The following is a 14,914-nucleotide window of genomic DNA, read 5'->3' on the forward strand; positions in this document are numbered from 1 at the left end:
ATGGAAATCATCTCTGCCTTACTCTGCCATGGCGCGGTTAATAGGCTGTGGATGACGGTTCAGGGCGTTCATCGCATAGCCCGCCAGTTCGACCCCCGGAAAGCCGGTGCCAGTGTCGCTCAACGGCCTACCGATATCGGTGGGTATCAGTTGGATGAACCTGGCCGCCGCGGGGGTGCAGCGCTTGACAGGAAGGCGGGTGTCCACGAAGATCGAGGTCATCTCGGCGGCCGCCAACGGTTTTATCGTTCTTGCTCAAATAATGCGGGCACCTCCTGGCAGGGAGCTTTACACCGCTATCAACGTGGGCAGGAAAAAGCAGAAATGGGCGAGTAAGCGGCGTTGGCGGGTGTTAAATGAAAAAGCGACCCGTCGTGGTTGGTCTGGCAATTCATACTATACAGGTTAATCATTGACATGACAAGAAAAGGGGCAGGTTAACGAACGGTGATACCGGATCACTTAGGTGACGTTCACCCCCCCGACCGCCTGACCGTGTACCCCATGCCTTTCAGCTCGGCCATCAATCCATCCCGGTGATCGCCCTGGATTTCGATGGTGCCGGCCCTGACCGTTCCCCCGCTGCCGCATTTCTGCTTGAGCGTTTTAGCCACCTGCTTCAGTGCTTCGTCATCCAGGGGAAGGCCCGTAATCACGGTCACGCCCTTGCCTTTGCGACCTTTGGTGGCCCTTCCAACCCTGACGATACCGTCCCCAGTCGGCTGCGCTGTCTTTTTCCGGCAGTTGCAGCGGTCCAATTGCCGGTTGCAGGCCGGGCAGGTCCGACCATGCTCGGTGGAGTAGACTAACCGGGTGTTCCTGTCTTCAAACCGTGCCATATCCATCCTTTCGACTGCTTTTTCAGGCGGTTCAAAAGCTCACTTTGCGTCGCAGCACCTTCTGTTTCCCCCGCCGGTTCTTGCTGTCCATGCGCCGCCGCTCGGAACCACGGGTGGGCCGGGTGGGTTTGCGTTTTTTGACCGGCACCAGGGCGCTGCGGATCAGGTGCACCAGGCGCATCAGCGCCGCTTCCCGGTTTTTTTCCAGGGTGCGATATTGCTGAGCCTTGATCACGATCACGCCGTGTTTCGTGATGCGCTGGTCCCGGCATCGCAGCACCTGCTGCTTGACGGATTCCGGCAGGGTCGAGGCACCGATGTCAAAGCGCAGATGCACTGCCGAGGACACCTTGTTCACATTCTGCCCACCGGCGCCCTGGGCGCGAATGGCCGTCATTTCAATCTCATCGTCCGGTATAGCCAGCCGGTTGGAAATCGATAGCATTTTACATGCACCCTTGGTGTTCAGGAAGCGCCAACCTATTTATCGACTCGCGAAAAGTCGGATTGCTGCGTAACATCGCAAGGATGAATATCGACTTCCTGTTCGCTTGCTGACCCCGCCGCAAGCGGCGGGGAATGCGCACGCTATCGCGATTCACGAATCCGCCGATCTTGCTGCGGACCATACCAGAGAGATTTCCCGGTTGGCAAGGTCGACGATGAAGCAGCGGCGTTGAAGAAAAATAACCCTTGCATATTGGACCATGTTTCTATAAGTAGTAACGCCGAATACCGCAGCGACACCTGCATCCAAATAATGGTTTCAACAGCAACCCACAGGGAAGCGAAGGGAGAGACATGAAACGATTGCTGATAGCTGTGACGATGATCGTGGCGTTGATGGCAGGCCTGGCCCAGGCCGTCGAACCGGTTAAAATCGGCATGATAACCACGCTGTCCACCAAGGCCGGCTATCTTGGCGAGGAGATTCGCGACGGCTTCCAGTTGGCCATCGACCAGGAAAACGGCCGGCTGGGCGGCGTGCCGGTGGAACTGCTCGTGGATGACGACGGCCGCAAACCGGAAAAAGCCAAACAGATCGCCGAGCGCCTCATCAAGCACGACGGGGTCAAGATCATGACCGGCATCGTTTTTTCCAATGTGGCCATCGCCGTGGTGCCCAAGGTGGTGCAGCAGGATGTGATCTATGTGAGCGCCAACGCCGGGCCGTCCCTGCTGGCCGGAAAAGGTTGCCACAGGAATTACTTCAACGTGGCCTACCAAAACGACAACCTCGACGAGGTCGTGGGCAAGTACGTCACGGATGCCGGGTTTAAGAACGTCTACCTGCTGGCCCCCAATTATCCGGCCGGCAAGGATCATCTGGCCGGATTCAAACGCTACTACCAGGGTGCCGTCGCCGGCGAGGTCTACACCAAGCTGGGCCAGTCGGACTACGCCGCCGAGATCACCGCCCTGCGTGCCGCCAGACCGGATGCCGTTTTCTTTTTCCTGCCCGGGGGCATGGGCATCAATTTTCTTAAACAATACGCCCAGGCGGGCCTGAATCAGACCACCCCGGTGTTCGGGCCGGCCTTTTCCTTTGACGAACGCCTGCTTCAGGCGGTCAAGGATGCGGCCATCGGGGTGAAGAACGGATCGCAATGGTCCCACGATTTGGACAATCCGGCCAACCGGCAGTTTGTCGACGCCTTTAAAACGGCCTATGGCCGCACCCCCACCCTTTACGCCAGCCAGGGCTACGATGCCGCACGCCTGCTGGGCAGCGCGCTGAAGCAGGTAAAAGGGGATGTATCGAATCTGGATGCCCTGCGCGAGGCTATCCGCAAGGCCGATTTTGCGACCGTGCGCGGCAAATTCGCCTTTTCCGCCAATCAGCACCCGGTCCAGGATCTCTATATCCGCGAAGTGATCAAGGACGCCGACGGCACCTATACGAACAGGACCCTCAAGGCGGTCTTTACCGACCACAGCAATGTGTATGTCGAGCAGTGCAAAATGGAATGAGAATTGACGGATTCCGGGATTAAGGAATGTTGGTATCGGGGAATAGGAGGTAATACGCCGATAATCCCTAAATTCCACAATTCCTCAATCCCTTAATTCCGACCTCCGACTTCAGACCTCTGACAACATGCTACTTTTCATCGAACAACTCTTCAACGGCCTCCAACTGGGCATCACCCTGTTTCTGATGTCCGCCGGGCTGACGTTGGTTTTCGGCATCATGCAGGTGATCAATCTGGCCCATGGCTCGTTTTACATGATCGGTGCCTATGTCGGCGCCACGGTGACCGCCCGCACCGGGTCATTTATCCTGGGCATCCTGGCGGCCCTGCCGGCGGCTGCGCTGGCCGGCATGCTGGTGGAAATGCTGGTGATGCGGCGGCTATACAGGAAAGACCATCTGGATCAGGTGCTGGCGACCTTCGGCCTGATCATGTTTTTCAATGAACTGATGCGAGTGCTCTGGGGACGCCAGCCCCTGTTTATGGATGTACCGCCGTGGCTGGCCGGCAGCGTCGAACTCATTGCCGGCATCCCCTACCCCGCCTACCGCATTGCCGTCATTGTCGTGGGCATGCTGGTCGGGGCAACGCTCTACCTGCTGTTTACCCGCACCCGCATCGGCATGCAGATTCGCGCCGGCGCCAGCAACCGCGAGATGGCCGGCGCCCTGGGGGTGAACATCCGGGTCCTCTATACCCTGGTTTTTGGATTGGGGACCCTGCTGGCGGGACTGGCCGGCGTGATGGCCGGCCCCATTCTGGCGGTGGAGGCCGGCATGGGAGAAAGCATCCTCATCCTCACATTCGTGGTGATCGTCATCGGCGGGATCGGTTCGATTCGCGGCGCCCTGGTGGGGGCCTTGCTCGTGGGCCTGGTGGACACCCTCGGTCGGGCCTTTCTGCCCGTGCTGCTGCGCCTGTTTCTTTCGGCGGCATATGCCGACGGCATCGCGGCCTCCCTGGCATCCATGTCGATCTATATTCTCATGGCGGCGGTTCTGGTATGCCGCCCGCGGGGGCTGCTTCCGGCCCATGCATAAACTGCCGCTCAACCGCAAAACCTTGTCCGTAACCGCAGGCGCCGGGCTGCTGTTGGCCTTGCCCGTCGTTGCCGGCGCGGCCGGCGAACCCTATCTGGTGTCCCTGTTCAGCCGCATCCTGATTTATGCCCTGGCCGCCGTCAGCCTGGATCTGATGCTGGGTTTCGGAGGCCTGGTCAGCCTGGGCCATGCCGCCTTTTTCGGCATCGGCGCCTATACCGTCTGCATCCTGTCCGTGCATGGCTTCGAGGGCACACCGATTCTGACCTGGCCCGTCAAGATTGGCGGCCACCAGAGCGGGTTGCTCGTCTGGCCGGCTGCCGTCTTATTGTCCGCGGCTGCCGCCGCCGTGATCGGCGCCCTGAGCCTGCGCACCAGCGGCATGCATTTTATCATGATCACCCTGGCATTTGCCCAGATGCTCTATTACTTCTTTGTCTCCCTGGAAGCCTATGGCGGTGACGACGGGATCAGTCTTTTTGCCCGCAACACCGTTCCGGGCATGGATTTAAACGATGATACCCAGTTTTATTACCTCTGCCTGGCCGCGCTGGCCGTATTCCTCTTCTTCTCTTGCCGGCTGGTTCACTCCCGCTTCGGGATGGTGATCCGGGGCTGCAAGGAAAATAAAAGACGCATGGAATCCCTGGGTTTTCCAACCTTCCGCTACCGGTTGGTCTGCTTTGTCATTGCCGGCGCCGGTGCGGGTCTGGCCGGCGCATTGATCGCCAACCAGACCGAGTATGTCAGCCCCGGGCTGATGCACTGGACCCGCTCCGGCGAGATCCTGATCATGGTGCTGCTCGGGGGCATGGGAACGCTGTTCGGCCCTGTTCTGGGCGCTGCAACGCTGCTGCTGCTGGAAGCGTTTCTATCGATCTACACGGAACACTGGATGATGTATTTAGGCCCGTTCCTGGTCCTGGTGGTGCTGTTCGCCAAACGGGGCATTTACGGGTTGATCGCAGAGGAAAACGGCAACCATGACTGAATCGCTGCTTTCGGTCCAATCGATCAACAAACATTTCGGTGCTGTCCAGGCCAGCGACAACTTCTCACTGGAGGTGGCCAGCGGCGAGCTGCATGCCCTGATCGGCCCCAACGGAGCCGGCAAGACCACGGTCTTGAACCAGCTGTGCGGCGAAATCCTGCCCGACAGCGGGCAGATTCTCTTTAGCGGCCGGCGGATCACCCGGATGCCGGCCTACCGGCGGGCGCAGTTGGGTCTGGCCCGATCCTACCAGATCACCTCGGTGTTCACCCATCTCACCGTACGCCAGAACCTCTCACTGGCCATCCAGGCCCACCGTGGCCACAGTTTCCGCTTCTGGAAAAAGGCCGTCGACGATCCGGTGGTACGACGGCGGGTGCTTCCGGCAATGGCGCGCGTTGATCTGGAAGCCCGCGCGGACGTGCCGGCAGCCAATCTGTCCCACGGTGAAAAGCGGCAGCTCGAGGTGGGCATGGCCCTGGCCGGCCATCCGAAGATGCTGCTTCTGGACGAACCCTATGCCGGCATGGGGCCCGGCGGGGCCGTGGAATTGACTAAATTGATTCGACGGTTGAAAGCCGAGGTTACCATCCTGCTGGTGGAGCACGACATGGGTGCCGTCTTCTCCCTTGCCGACCGCATCACGGTGATGGTCTACGGACAGGCCATTGCCAGCGGCGCACCGGATGAAATCCGCACCCATCCGCAGGTGAGGGAGGCATACCTGGGCGACGAGGCAAACGGATGCTCGACGTAGAAACGATCGAAACCTTTTATGGTAAAAGCCAGGCCCTGTTCGGCGTCAGCCTCCATATCGGCGAAGGCGAAGTGGTCACCCTGCTGGGCAGAAACGGCATGGGCAAAAGCACCACGGTGCGATCCATCATGGGGCTGACACCGATCTGCTCGGGCCGGATCGTTTTTGGCGGATCCGCCATCGATCGGCTGCCCAGTCATGCCATCGCCCGGATGGGCATCGGGCTGGTGCCGGAAGGCCGCCAGATTTTCCCGAACCTGACGGTCTATGAGAACATGGTGGCCACCGCCGCCAACCGCCTGGGCACGACGCCAGCCTATACCCTGGATGTTGTCTTGTCCATTTTCCCCCGCCTGGCGAACCGGCTGAAGCACTACGGCAACCAGCTGTCCGGCGGTGAGCAGCAAATGCTCGCCGTGGCGCGCGCTCTGATGACCAACCCCAAGCTGCTCATCCTGGACGAGGCCACCGAGGGCCTGGCCCCACTGATCCGCAGGGAGATCTGGCGGGCACTGGTCCTGCTGAAAAACAACGGTCACGCCATCCTGGTAATCGACAAAAACCTCGATGCCCTGCTTCAACTCGCCGACCGGCACTGCATCATGGAAAACGGCCGGGTGGTGTGGCGGGGCAGCTCTGCCGAACTGGCTGGAAACGAAGCACTGAAAGCCCGCTACCTTGGGGTATAGAATGAGTGTCGCAAAATGACCTATTTCGTATCGTCCAACACCTCTCGAACCTTGGCAGCCAGAGCCTGCACTGAAAACGGTTTCTGGATGAACTGAACACCTTCGTCCAGCACGCCGTGATGAGCGATGACGTCGGCCGTGTAGCCGGACATGAACAGGCGCTTGATGTTCGGGTAAAGGGACAACAGGTTTTTTGCCAGGTCCCTGCCGTTCATCTCGGGCATGACCACATCGGTCATGAGCAGGTGGATTTTGCCGGCATACTCCCGTGCCAGACGTATCGCCTCACCCGGCGTAGCGGCTGCCATCACCCTGTACCCCTGGCGCTCGAGAACCTTCACGGCGATATCCAGGATCATGGGCTCGTCTTCCACCAATAGGATGGTTTCGAGACCACGGGCAGACGGTGGGGCCACATCCATCTTCGCTGCCCGACCAGTCTCGGCCTCGTGTCTGGGGAGGTAAATCTTGAAGGTCGCGCCCTGGCCAGGCTGGCTGATTACATCGATGAAGCCGTTGTTCTGCTTGACCATGCCATAGACGGTGGACAACCCCAGGCCGGTTCCTTTGCCCACCTCCTTGGTGGTGAAAAACGGTTCGAACAGGTGCGAGAGCGTCCCGGCGTCCATGCCGCAACCATTGTCGCTCACGGCCATCCATACATACTCGCCGGGGACGGCGCCCACATGCATGGCGCAGTGGGTTTCGTCGAAGGTGGCGATACCCGTCTCGACGGTGATTTTGCCCGTATCGTTGATAGCGTCCCGTGCGTTGACGCACAGGTTGGCCAGCAATTGTTCGATCTGGGAGGGGTCCATCCTGACCGGAGCGAGCTCCTTGCCCGGCAGCCAAACCAAGTCGATGTTTTCGCCGATGAGCTGGCGTAGCATCTTGAGTATCCCTTCCACGGTCTTGTTCAGATCGAGGACCTTGGGCGTCACGGTCTGTTTACGGGCAAAAGCCAGGAGCTGCCGGGTGAGATCAGCGGACCGTTGCGCTGCTTTTTGGATATCTTTTAGGATTCCATGAGTCGGATCAGCCGGGCTGACCTCCGACATGCCCAATTCAGCATAGCCAAGGATCGCCCCCAGCATGTTGTTGAAGTCGTGGGCCACACCGCCGGCCAGCCGGCCGACCGATTCCATTTTCTGGGCCTGTTTTAGTTGTTCTCCGATCCGTTTACTCTCCTGTTCCATTTCCTTGATATGGGTAACGTCGAAGGCAATCTGCAGTCTTACCATTCGCCCGTCCAACCAGCGGATGGCCCTGTCGTGGTTGATGTACCATTTTCCGACAAGCAGGTTCTGTGTTTCCCAGACACACACACCTGTGGGGTGGCCGTCGGCGTCCAGCAACCGGTCATTGGCACAGTGGCCGCAAGGTGCCGTTTCCCCGCGAAAGGCCTCATAGCAGACCCGACCGGTGAAATCCCCCCCGAAGGCATCGATCATGTGTTTGTTCATGAACAGGATTTCATGGCTGTCCATATCCGCCACGTAAATGGTGGCGTCAATGCCGTCCAGCACGGTGAGGAACATCTGGTGGGATCTGCGCAGCTCCGTTTCCGCCTGCTTGCGTTCGGTGATGTCGAGGGCGGTGAAGGTCACCCCCGCGGCCAAATCATGGGGATTGATGGGCGTCGAACTCATCAGCACGTCAATCACCTGCCCGTCCCTTCGCTGCCAGCGTGTTTCCACCGTGCCTGTTCCGCGTTCACTGATTTGGCGGTACTTCTCACTGCCCACATAATCGAAATCAGCATCGTCGGGGTACAGGATGCGGGCGCTCTTGCCGATCAGGTCTTCCCGGTTGTAACCGGTCATCTCGCAAATCCGGTCGTTGACGGTCAATAACATCCGGTTGCTCACCACGCCGATGCCGGTAGGGGCGGCGCGATAGATGCTGCTGAGTAGGTCTTCGTTCTTGCGCAGCGCCGCTTCCGCCCGCTTGCGATCGGTAATATCTATTGTATATCCAGCCAGATAAACGTTTTGCGAATCAATAACAATCGGGAATTTGGTGGTGCTGTAATATCTTCCATTGAATTCCTCTTCTACAACAACAGGCTTGCCTTCATTTAATATTCTTTTATCGTCGGCAACCATTTTTTCTGCAAATTCGGATGGAAATAGTTCCTCCATGTTTTTGCCAAGAATTTCATTTAACGGTCTGCCGATCATTTGTTCATAATTTTTACTTAGTCTGATGGCTCTTATGTTTTTATCCTTAAAAAAAACATAAATGGGACTGTTTTCTAAAAAAGACCTAAATATCTCTTCGCTCTCGCGTAAGGCCTGCTCGGTCTGCTTTCGCGCGTTGATGTCATGGATAACGGAGTGAAGGAGATCTTTTCCTTTTGCTTCCAGTTTGCTGCTGAACACCTCCACGTCCCGGACAGATCCATCCGCTCGCCGGTGGCGGAATTCAAAATGGGTTCGCTGGTCGGTCCTGGCCTTTTCCATCTCCTGCTTTATTTCTTCGGGTGAAAGGGTATTGATGTCCTGGATCCTCATTTCCTGGAGCTGTTCCCTCGTCCATCCGTAGAACATTACTGCCGAATTATTCGCGTCCAGGATCTTGCCGCTATCCGGATCGATGATCAGTTGAACCGTGGCGTGGTGTTCGAACAGGTTCCTGAAAAGTGCCTCTCTCTCTCGAATGGCCTCCTCCGCCTGCTTGAGTTCGAAATAAGATTTCTCCAATATTCGTACTCGCTGCTCAAGCGCTTCATATGTCGGTTTGGTAGACATCCTATGCCCCTGTGCTTTTACGATCTGATTGATTTACAGATTCCTGCATGAATCGTGGAAGCTGAACCATTCAGCGATAGGGATGGTATCCCACAGTTTTGGCCATACATTCATTAAGATAGTGAGCCAGGTGGTTCTTAAGAGCTTAAATCAACGACAGGCAATCCGGCATGTTCTTTTAGCATATCAATTTGGTAACAAAATACAAGATGTTGGGGTATCTCGGTTAGAAGGTGGTTTGAACCGTCGGCGGAACCACGTCGGGAGCTTGTTGCGGAAATCACAGGAATTGACGTGTGGTCGATGCGTGGATTATTCAATTAATCCCAACCCCATGAATCAAGGGACGCATTGGAGTTACCGGTGACAACCGCCTGCTTCCGGCCATCCGACATTCCGGCATCCCAGAATAATTTCTTAGACACGCAATCGATTCTTGACCCCTGCGGCCAATCCATTTTATCTATAGTAGTCGAATGTAGTAGATCGTTCCTCCTTTCTCATTCGATACCTTTGCAACTATTACAAGAATCTGCCTCAGGCGTCTGTTGATTAATTACAAGTAACCCCGATGTTTTTATAGTCGTAAGGTTTTTCGTATTGGCCTCAATCCGGACGATATTCCGTACATAGATAATTGTATCTATTGGTGACAGCGCAGTCCCCCCGAACCCATCGATCTTTCAGCATGCGACCGCTCAAATTGCCGGTCGCACCGCCGGCACCGTATCGCAGCGCATTGTTGGATCGAAGGTCGCACCAGCCACCATAAACGAATCGGGTTGAACATCTTAAAAAAGGAGAATGGAGATGAAAAAAGTGCTGTGGATCGTTCTTCCGGCTTTGCTGCTGTTCGCAGGCATCGCCGCGGCTCAGGACCAGGATCGGATGGCACCCATGCTCGAGAAGGGTACCAAGGAGTTAGGCTTCACCGGATACATCGATTTCGAGGGGCCCGGCGGGGGAGTGGATTTTGACGTGGATCTGCGTTACGGCTATTTTCTGGGCCGCCATTTGGAAATCGGTGGATTCGGCAACTATTCCAGAACCAGGGACGGGGATGTGGTGCGCTATGGGTTGGGCGGGTTCGCCGAGTATCATATGTTCGGCTCCGATTGGGCCCGAATGATTCCCTATTTTGGAGCCGACCTCGGGTTGAATGCGCTCAATTGGGATGCCGGCGAGAACCAGAACGCTGTGGCATTCGTTCCACGGATTGGAATCAAGTGGTTCTTCCGCGACTATGTTGCGGTCGACGCCAATTTTTACATGGGCCTGGCGACGGAGGACATATACATCAACGACAACGACAGTGACAATTACGACTTCGGCATCAAATTCGGCTTGCGGGTCTACTTCTGATCAACCATTTTTTTTTGATCGGGCCATCGTGGGGACGAATCCGGATGCCGGGATTCGTCCCTGTGAACGAATGGACGGTGAAAATGGACTTGCAGCAGTGATTCATCACCGTCATGCGGGTTAGAATGATAAAGCTTTCGAACCCGCATGATCTTCATTTACTGCCATTCGTTGAAGCATGCCAACGGAATCAATAATACCCCTCTCCCGGCCCCTTGTAGTCCTGAATCGTGTTGCCGCCGTCGATGACGAGGGTCTGACCGGTGATGTAGGTGGCTTCGTCGGAGGCGAGAAAAGCGATCAGGTCGGCGACCTCTTGCGGCGTTCCGGACCGTCCCATGGGCGTATGCGCCCCGGCCGTTTTCTCTTCCTCGGTGGATGACCCCGTCTCGATCCATCCCCGGGCCACGCTGTTGACGGTGACGCCGTCGCGGGCCACCTCCATGGCCAGGCTGCGGCCCATGCCGACCATGGCGGCCTTGGCCGCGCTGTAGGCCGCCTCTCCCGGATTGCTCACCAGCGGGCCGGTGACCGAGGAGACGTTGACGATGCGGCCGTACCTGTTTTTCAGCATGTGGGGCAACACCGCGTGGGTGACGTTGAAGCAGGTGGTCAGGTTGCGGTCGATGGATTTGTGCCACTCATGGGGCGGCAGCTGCGCCAGGTGAACGATGGCCTCGGGATCGCCCACCTGGGACATGCCGGCGTTGTTGACCAGGATGTCGATGCGACCGAATCGGCTGACGACATGCTCAACCAGGGCACAGGTCTGATCCATGCGGGTCAGGTCGGCCGTGCGGGCCACGGCCCTTACCCCCGATGCGTCGAGGGCCGCCTGCCGTTTGAAGATCCGGTCGGTGGTCGAGGTGATGGCGACGGCTGCCCCGCTTCTCATCAGCAGTGCCGCCGTGGCAAAACCGATGCCGTACTGGCTGCCGCACCCGGTGACCAGGGCCACCCGGTTTTTGAACCGTTTCTCGTTGATGGACATAAAGGTCTCCAATCCGTTACGGGCCGTGGCCTCAGGAACGGGCCAGGTGGGCGATCTCGTCCATGCATGCGCCCCAGGTCTCGACCAGGCGGTCGATATCGTCATCGGAGGCCACGGGCGGTACGAGCATCATGTTGTGGAACGGTGTAATGATGATTCCCCGGTTGGCCAGGTAGAGGTGGGTGTAATAAATCATCCCCCAGTCGAAGGCGGCCTTGGCTTCGCCGCCGGTGGCTGGCGGGTGGGGGATGAACTGCAGTTCGGCCCGGGCGCCGCAGCGCGTGACGCTCCAAGGCAGGCGATGGGTCGCGATGGATGCCTCCAACCCATCGGCCATGCGATCAGCGCCGTTGATCATCCGCTCGAAGGCCGCCGGGGTGGCTACATCGGAAAGGGTCGCCCGCATGGCCTTGACGGCCAGGACATTTCCGGAAAGGGTGCCGCCGATGCCCATGGGGTCGGAAAGGCCTTTGCGGCCGAATGACGCATTGATGCCGTCGGCCATCTCTTTGGTAAACCCGTAGACCGCCACCGGGATGCCGCCGGCAATGCATTTGCCCAGGGTGATGAAATCCGGCCGCAGGCCATGGGCGGCGGTGTAGCCGCCGGGTCCGGATGAGAAGGTGTGGGTTTCGTCGATGACCAGGTAGGTGCCGTACCGGCTGCAGGCGTCGCGCAGCCGGGCGTGATAGCCGGGTGCCGGCAGCACCATGCCGCAGTTGGTCATCACCGGCTCGGCCAGCACGCAGGCCACATCCCGGTGGGCGAGGGCCGCTTCCAGCGCGGGAACGTCGTTGAATTCCACCACCCGCGTCAGCGCGTCCTTGGGAATCCCGGGGTTGATGTCGTATTCGCTGCGCAGGGACAGGCGCCCGTCGGGCCCGATGTGGACCAGGGCCTCGTCGACGCTGCCATGGTAGCACTCGTTGAAAACCAGGATTTTCGGCCGCCGGGTCAATGTCCGGCAAATGCGGATGACATAGCGGTTGGCCTCCGTGGCGGTCATGGCGACCTGCCAGAAGGGCAGCCCGAACCGCCGGCCGAGATCCCTGCCCACCCACAGGGCGTCCTCGTCGGGCATCATGGTGGTGATGCCCCGTTGCACCTGGGCGGCCACGGCAGCGGCCGTGGCCGCCGGTGAGTGACCGAACATGGCACCGGTGTCGCCCAGGCAGAAGTCCACGTAGGTGTGGCCGTCCAGGTCGACGATCCGGTTGCCCGTGGCGTAGTCGATGAACAGGGGATAACCGGTCCCCCAGTCCCCCATCCAGGGCATGGGAACGCCGTTGAGCAGGTACGCCTGGGCCTGGTCGAACACCGCCTTCGACCGGGGGGTGCGCGTTTCATAGGTCGCGATTTCGCGATTCATCAGGGTCTCGAGCTGGCGGTCGGTGATCATCCGTTGCGGCCGGGTCATGCACTGCTCCTTGGTGGAAAGGATCGATGCGTCCAAACAAACGGGCCGCCCATCCTGGTACCGACCCGTCGATCCTGTCGGGAAAGCGCTGGATTAGGCGGCAGGGTTCTCGGCAGGATGACGTCCCTCACCCCAGGATCAGGCGCTGGGGATCGCACCTGTCTCTCAAGATGGATAGTTCTTCGGCGGACGGCGGCGGGATCTGCGTGGCCTGGGACGTGTCCACGGCAAAGCCCATGTTGTCGAGAACCTCCGTTTCTGTCACGCCCGGGAAACAGCCTTTCAGCACCATCCGCTTGGTATCCGGGTCGAATCCCATGATGGCCATGTTGGTGATCACGCAGGAAGGCCCGCCGTCCGGCAGCCCGGCCTTTTTGCGGCCGTCGGGCCCGTCGAGCCATCCGGGGCTGGTCAGGTAATCCAGTTTAGGGACGAATTTTCGCCTGGCGTGCTGCATGAAGATGATCGTCCGGCTGACGAAGGAGGCCACGTCACAGGCGCCGCCGCTGCCCGAAAACCGCACCGCGGGCTGGTGGTAGTCGCCGATGACGGTGGAGTTCAGGTTGCCGTAAATGTCGACCTGGGCGGCGCCCATGATGCCCACCACCTGCCGGCCGGTAAAACGGTTTTGCATGGTGGCGAAGGCATCCGCCAGGCCGCCGTTGACCGAGGTGGCGAACATCACCCGTGAATCGCCCACGGCCAGGGGCACCTCCTCCAGCTGGGAATCGATGGCACCGGTTTCGAAAAAAATCACGCTGTTGGGTGCGCTGATATGCTTGGCCGCCATGGCGGCCAGCATGGAGATGCCCGTGCCGCAAAACACGATGTCGCCGTCGCGGATCTCCCTGGCGGCGGCAACGGCCATCATCTCCCGGCTGGTATAGTTCGTCTCAGTGGACATGGGATCCTTCTTCTTTACCCTTTCCCTTGTCTTATGGAGGCAGGGTATCGGATTGTCGGTTTATCGTTCAGTGTTCGTTCAGAATGGGCAGATTTTGGTTCAGGCCGAGGCCGCAGCGACCTGGAAACCGCAGGCGGTGCAGCGCACCGTTGAGGATTTCCAGGGAGTGAGAACGACGGCCTGGACCGCAAGATGCCCGTTCTGGATGAACACTTCAGCGGCGATCGAGCCCCACCGCATACCCGGTTCGCGGATCGGCCTTGATCTTCTCCAGCTGACCGGGATCGATTCGTGCCATCATCTCCGCATGGTTCGGTGACGAGAATACTTCGGTTTCCAGATAGGCCTGATATCGCCCGTCGTCCAATGCCGCGTGGCGGTATTGATGCAGTCGGGTCGGGTCATAGTCGTAATGCCGGTAGCAGGCGGTGGGCCAGGCCCCCATGGGGGCATGCACCACGGCGTCCACGCAGAAAAAAGGGATCTGGTTGCGTTCCGGCGCCCCGCGCAGGAGATCGTCGTCGACCAGCGTCTCACAGGTGACGATGAGGTGCCTGGCAGCCTTGGCCTGCTCCACGTCGGCAAAGGGCAGCCCGCTGATACGGGCGGTTCCCTGGCGGTCGGCGGCCTGTACGTGAATGATGGTGACATCCGGGTTGATGGCCGGCACCAGAACCACCCGGTCGGTATCGCACCAGCCGTCGAAGGGGTTGTCCATGACCACCAGTTTGCGATCGGGAACGCGCGGATCCGCCTGCCGCGCCGCTTTTGAAAACCCCCACCGGTTGACGATGTCCGATCCCAGCGAGGAACGCGTCGGCAGGAACGGGACGCCTATGGCACCGGCCATGAACCGCAGGGTCATCTGGTAGTTGGTGTAGTCCTCGACCGGCAGCTGCCCGGATTCGACCGCTTTGCGGAAACGGATGCAGGTGGACGCGAACCGCCCGCTGCCGGCATAGGCGATCTCGAGCCGGTCCACGCAGCCGGCCCCGATCAGTTCGTCGACCCCCTGGCCGTTGGAGTGCGCGTAGAGGTGCAGGCCGCATTTTTTCTGGCGGATGATTTCATACACCGCCGCCATGGGATTGCGGTTGATGGTGAATCCGCCGATGGAGAGGTGGGCGCCGTCGGGGATGAATCGGGAAACGGCGTCCGCCAGGGACATCACTTTGTTGGCATTGACATTCATATGCGTTTC

General features: G+C 59.0%; 14 protein-coding genes. 6 read left to right on the forward strand and 8 right to left on the reverse strand.

Annotated elements, in window-relative coordinates:
- Positions 1–18 precede the first annotated feature (18 nt).
- From ACZCED_RS16910 to arfB, 3 genes are all read right to left on the reverse strand, one after another.
- The gene (locus ACZCED_RS16910; RefSeq protein WP_462971958.1) at positions 19–237 is read right to left on the reverse strand and encodes a PAS domain-containing protein; all 219 of its coding nucleotides are present in this window, start codon (positions 235–237) and stop codon (positions 19–21) included.
- 236 nt (positions 238–473) lie between these two features.
- Entirely contained in the window at positions 474–839 is a 366-nt protein-coding gene (locus ACZCED_RS16915; protein WP_462971957.1) for a translation initiation factor Sui1, read from the reverse strand.
- 31 nt (positions 840–870) lie between these two features.
- Positions 871–1,284, reverse strand: coding sequence for an alternative ribosome rescue aminoacyl-tRNA hydrolase ArfB (gene arfB, locus ACZCED_RS16920; protein WP_462971956.1), 414 nt, complete (start codon positions 1,282–1,284; stop codon positions 871–873).
- Positions 1,285–1,640: 356 nt separating this feature from the next.
- On the opposite strand from arfB, the gene ACZCED_RS16925 reads away from it, so the two are divergent.
- The 5 genes from ACZCED_RS16925 (at position 1,641) to ACZCED_RS16945 (ending at position 6,289) form a co-directional block, all read left to right on the forward strand.
- Positions 1,641–2,810 carry an ABC transporter substrate-binding protein gene (locus ACZCED_RS16925; RefSeq protein ID WP_464861259.1) on the forward strand — a complete coding sequence of 390 codons (1,170 nt, stop codon included), beginning with the start codon at positions 1,641–1,643 and terminating at the stop codon, positions 2,808–2,810.
- A 127-nt stretch (positions 2,811–2,937) separates the two neighbouring features.
- The gene (locus ACZCED_RS16930; RefSeq protein WP_464861260.1) at positions 2,938–3,852 is read left to right on the forward strand and encodes a branched-chain amino acid ABC transporter permease; all 915 of its coding nucleotides are present in this window, start codon (positions 2,938–2,940) and stop codon (positions 3,850–3,852) included.
- Positions 3,845–4,843 carry a branched-chain amino acid ABC transporter permease gene (locus tag ACZCED_RS16935; protein WP_464861261.1) on the forward strand — a complete coding sequence of 333 codons (999 nt, stop codon included), beginning with the start codon at positions 3,845–3,847 and terminating at the stop codon, positions 4,841–4,843. The genes ACZCED_RS16930 and ACZCED_RS16935 overlap by 8 nt, the downstream gene beginning before the upstream one ends.
- Positions 4,836–5,600, forward strand: coding sequence for an ABC transporter ATP-binding protein (locus ACZCED_RS16940; RefSeq protein WP_464861262.1), 765 nt, complete (start codon positions 4,836–4,838; stop codon positions 5,598–5,600). The genes ACZCED_RS16935 and ACZCED_RS16940 overlap by 8 nt, the downstream gene beginning before the upstream one ends.
- A complete protein-coding gene (locus ACZCED_RS16945) occupies positions 5,588–6,289 on the forward strand; it encodes an ABC transporter ATP-binding protein (protein WP_462970582.1) in 702 nt (233 codons plus the stop codon). Before ACZCED_RS16940 ends, ACZCED_RS16945 begins: the two co-directional genes overlap by 13 nt.
- Positions 6,290–6,309: 20 nt before the next feature.
- Here ACZCED_RS16945 and ACZCED_RS16950 read toward each other — a convergent pair whose 3' ends face one another.
- On the reverse strand, positions 6,310–9,039 hold the full coding sequence (locus ACZCED_RS16950) for a PAS domain-containing hybrid sensor histidine kinase/response regulator (RefSeq protein ID WP_464861263.1): 2,730 nt from the start codon (positions 9,037–9,039) through the stop codon (positions 6,310–6,312).
- 810 nt (positions 9,040–9,849) lie between these two features.
- On the opposite strand from ACZCED_RS16950, the gene ACZCED_RS16955 reads away from it, so the two are divergent.
- The gene (locus tag ACZCED_RS16955; protein ID WP_462970580.1) at positions 9,850–10,401 is read left to right on the forward strand and encodes a hypothetical protein; all 552 of its coding nucleotides are present in this window, start codon (positions 9,850–9,852) and stop codon (positions 10,399–10,401) included.
- A 190-nt stretch (positions 10,402–10,591) separates the two neighbouring features.
- Here ACZCED_RS16955 and ACZCED_RS16960 read toward each other — a convergent pair whose 3' ends face one another.
- From ACZCED_RS16960 to ACZCED_RS16975, 4 genes are all read right to left on the reverse strand, one after another.
- A complete protein-coding gene (locus ACZCED_RS16960) occupies positions 10,592–11,392 on the reverse strand; it encodes an SDR family NAD(P)-dependent oxidoreductase (RefSeq protein ID WP_464861264.1) in 801 nt (266 codons plus the stop codon).
- Positions 11,393–11,423: 31 nt separating this feature from the next.
- Entirely contained in the window at positions 11,424–12,809 is a 1,386-nt protein-coding gene (locus ACZCED_RS16965) for a transaminase (RefSeq protein WP_462970578.1), read from the reverse strand.
- Between the two features lie 127 nt (positions 12,810–12,936).
- Complete coding sequence (locus ACZCED_RS16970) at positions 12,937–13,713, reverse strand: CoA-transferase subunit beta (protein ID WP_464861265.1); 777 nt, start codon at positions 13,711–13,713, stop codon at positions 12,937–12,939.
- Positions 13,714–13,927: 214 nt separating this feature from the next.
- Entirely contained in the window at positions 13,928–14,905 is a 978-nt protein-coding gene (locus ACZCED_RS16975; RefSeq protein WP_462970576.1) for a CoA transferase subunit A, read from the reverse strand.
- Positions 14,906–14,914 lie beyond the last annotated feature (9 nt).

Source organism: Desulfosarcina sp., assembly GCF_055467485.1.